Here is a 3,237-nt window from a genome sequence, read left to right as displayed (position 1 = left end):
CCTGCCGCGCTTGCGCAAAACCGCCCAGGGCGATGTCCAGGCGGAACAATGGCGGCGCGCCGGATTCATCAAGGACGGCAGCCCCTCTCGCATGCATGTCGGCCGCACCATGCGTGCTGCCCGAGCCCGCCGTCTGGCGCTACGGGCCGGCAAACACCGCGAGCTTCAGGAGTTGGAAGAAGCCCGCAGCCAACTGCAGGCGGAAATCAGCTCACGCATTGCCCGCAAGAAAGACGTTTCACGGGAACAGGAACGTCTAAAAAAACTGGAGGAACAGATTTCCATCCTGGCGCGCAAAATCAAGGCCGTCCCCTTTATTGATGAATCCGATCTGCGCTTTGCCCATATCGACCAGCAACCCTATCCCATCACCCAGGCGGTCATGTTTTGTGTCATGGATGTTTCGGGCAGTATGGGCGAAACGGAAAAAGACTTGGCCAAGCGCTTTTTCCTGCTGCTCTACCTTTTTCTGCAACGCCATTATCAGGCCGTACAGATCATTTTCATCAAACATCACAGCATCGCTACAGAATGTACGGAAGAAGCTTTTTTTGGTGCAGGGGAGGGTGGTGGCACCCTGGTTTCTCCGGCGATTATTCTGACGGAAGATATCATCCAGCAACGCTTCCCGCCCGACCGTTGGAATGTCTACGTCGCCCAGGCCTCAGACGGGGATAATTACTATGCGGATAATGCGGTAGTGGCGGAACACCTGCACCAGCTACTCCCGCGTCTGCGCCGTTTCTTTTATCTGGAGGTGAACCGCGAATACGAAACCCATCTTTTCCAGACCTACAAAGAGGTTGCGGAAAATCATCCCGAGATGGTTGCGGCCAAGGCCCGGGTACGGGAAGATATTTATCCGCTTTTCCGCGCTCTGTTTTCTCAAGAAATGGTGTCCGATCAGGCTTAATCGATGGTGCTGGCAACGATTACACTTGCCCCATCACCATACATTGTTATAACATTGTTGCAATGCTTCATTAGGAGTAAAACACATGCGAACCAGTATTCGGAAAATTGGTAATTCACGCGGCATCCTCATTCCATCTGTGTTTCTAACCGACAGTGGGATTGGCGATCAAGTTGACATTCTGATGGAGGGCAACGCCCTGCTCATAAGACCAGTGCAAGATCTGCGTGAAGGATGGTTTGAGGGTTATGATTCGAGCGTGGACGTGGATCCATTGGGCAACTTGCCCGTGGATGCCGACGCCCAAGACTGGACATGGTAAAGCGTGGCGAGGTGTATTGGGTGAATCTCGATCCCACTGTCGGCACGGAAATTAAAAAGACACGCCCGGCGCTTATTGTCTCACCAGACGATCTCAACACCGCTTTGCCTCGTGTTATCGTTGCGCCCCTCACCAGTGGTGGACTGCGGTTGGGATGTCGCCCAGAGTTGGAATTTGCGGGCAAGCAGGCCAGGGTATTGCTGGATCAGATCAGGACGGTCGATAAGCGTCGGCTATCCGGAAAAATCGGGGAAATACCGATGGCAGTGTGGCACCCCATTCTTATCGAAATGCTCACTTAAGCAAGCAAACAAAAAGATTTAATCATGTCAGAGACCATCGAAAATCTCTTCATGGAAGTATTCTGGCGGTTCGCTCGGATCAGGTTGCGACGTTAGGCGAGAGGGTGAAATGTTGGAACAGGCAGAAGAATTTAACGATTTGGCTTGGCTGAAGTTGGGGATATTGTGGCGCTCGACCGATTTTGCTTTGCACTATTACCTCTCCCCGCAGCATCCCCAGTTTTTTGGTAACACGCGTGCTTTATGCCGTGCCGTAAGACGGGAAAGCCAGAACGGTTCACGTTCAGAGCGACAGAAAAGAACCAAGGAACTGCAGGATGTTGAACAAAATTACTCCATAACTCAGGACACACAAACCCCCAAAATCATTCTTTCCGGGGAACGTCGCTTCCTGAACGCTTTGTGTGAACTGGAAGAATCAAAGCTCGCTTCCCTATTACTGGACATGGGCGGTTGCGTTTGTCGTGATTTGGGTGAGGAATACGATTTCTGGTTAAAGGAACACGGATTTCAGGAAAACCTACTCAATTCACCGAAGAAAATGATGAGCCGTTATTTTTGCCCGTGAACTTGTCGGAGGTTCTCAGCGAGTTGATCCAAGGCAAAGCCAGACATGCTACTGCAGAAAGCTGGGCTTCAGATGCCTGGGCATTGTTTTTTCCAGAAGAACCATTGTCTGGTTACTCACAGGTGTGTTTGCACTATGCGGACCTTGCCGAGAGAATAGTGATGTTCTCTGGAAATGCTTTTTAACAGGACCACTAATTTTCTTACAGTCTTTGTTTAGATTGGGTTTATCGTTGACGTACCCCTGAACAAAATGGCAGCCTTGTATGGCTACAAATGCAAACATCAAGGAGAGTTCTATGTCGAATACCAGCAATATTGTTCTTACTTTTGCTTCTCTCGCTTTTTGTGCCATAAGCGTACCCGCGATGGCGGATACGCATGTGCCGGCTAAGGTGACCACGAAGGCGTCAGCAACCAAGGTGCCAACGAAGACACATACGAAGGTGCCAGTAAAAGTGCATACGCCCCCAAAATTAGCAAATCCACTCTCGGTGAAACCATGAGCCAGTACGCACCTTCCTGCGTGAATAATCAGTACTCGCAAAAATACAAAGCGGCCTGGGCTGCCCTGCATGCTGAAGCCCAAAAAAATCTTTCTTGAATCGTTAAAAAGCGGGCAAGCGTTTGATGAAAGCGCTTGCCTTGACCGTGCCTCTTGTGTATCTGCCGTTTGCCGAAGTAGGGCGGTTTCATCCCCAAATGCGGTAGCCGCTCACAAAAAGCACTCGTAACCAAAAAAGCGCTTTTCCTCTTTTTCCTGTTACACCTTCGCCTTTCTCGGTCGCCGCCCAGGCCGACCCTTGCCGTGCTCTTCCAACAAAACCTCACCGCGTTGCTTTAATCCTTCAGCATCTTCATGCAACGCCTTTTCTATGGCCGCAATATAATGCCGTACATCCCAATCCGGTGCCATCACCGCTGCAGCCCGTTTGAAACGCTTTTCTCTTTCCAAGGCTTCTTTATGACTCGCCGGCGACTGCAACAGCCTTTTCTTTGCCTCCTCAATCTTTGCTATCGCTGCCCGTTGACGCTCCAGGATCTCCGCCTGCTTCTTTTCAAGATCTGCCAGACGTTGTTCAGCAGTACGACGAATACGCTTTTTGACTTCGGCCATGTTTTTATGCCTCCTG

6 protein-coding genes are annotated in these 3,237 nt (G+C 50.8%); 4 read left to right on the top strand and 2 right to left on the bottom strand.

The annotated features are described in order from the left end of the window. From AC2VLY_RS14630 to AC2VLY_RS14615, 4 genes are all read left to right on the top strand, one after another. On the top strand, nucleotides 1-913 hold a 913-nt coding region (locus tag AC2VLY_RS14630), incomplete at its 5' end, for a DUF444 family protein (protein ID WP_486894238.1). A gap of 85 nt (nucleotides 914-998) precedes the next feature. Next, nucleotides 999-1,235, top strand: a complete 237-nt coding sequence (locus AC2VLY_RS14625; RefSeq protein WP_486894236.1) for an AbrB/MazE/SpoVT family DNA-binding domain-containing protein — start codon at nucleotides 999-1,001, stop codon at nucleotides 1,233-1,235. Further along, nucleotides 1,229-1,537 carry a type II toxin-antitoxin system PemK/MazF family toxin gene (locus AC2VLY_RS14620; protein WP_024894878.1) on the top strand — a complete coding sequence of 103 codons (309 nt, stop codon included), beginning with the start codon at nucleotides 1,229-1,231 and terminating at the stop codon, nucleotides 1,535-1,537. The genes AC2VLY_RS14625 and AC2VLY_RS14620 overlap by 7 nt, the downstream gene beginning before the upstream one ends. 109 nt (nucleotides 1,538-1,646) lie before the next feature. Continuing rightward, nucleotides 1,647-2,105, top strand: coding sequence for a hypothetical protein (locus AC2VLY_RS14615; protein ID WP_486894235.1), 459 nt, complete (start codon nucleotides 1,647-1,649; stop codon nucleotides 2,103-2,105). A 48-nt stretch (nucleotides 2,106-2,153) separates the two neighbouring features. Here AC2VLY_RS14615 and AC2VLY_RS14610 read toward each other — a convergent pair whose 3' ends face one another. Then, nucleotides 2,154-2,693, bottom strand: a complete 540-nt coding sequence (locus AC2VLY_RS14610; protein ID WP_486894233.1) for a hypothetical protein — start codon at nucleotides 2,691-2,693, stop codon at nucleotides 2,154-2,156. A 174-nt stretch (nucleotides 2,694-2,867) separates the two neighbouring features. Continuing rightward, on the bottom strand, nucleotides 2,868-3,237 hold a 370-nt coding region (locus tag AC2VLY_RS14605), incomplete at its 5' end, for a hypothetical protein (protein ID WP_486922528.1).

The organism is Acidithiobacillus sp. TH-A36 (assembly GCF_057473445.1).
This window is presented reverse-complemented; position numbering and strand designations above follow the sequence as displayed.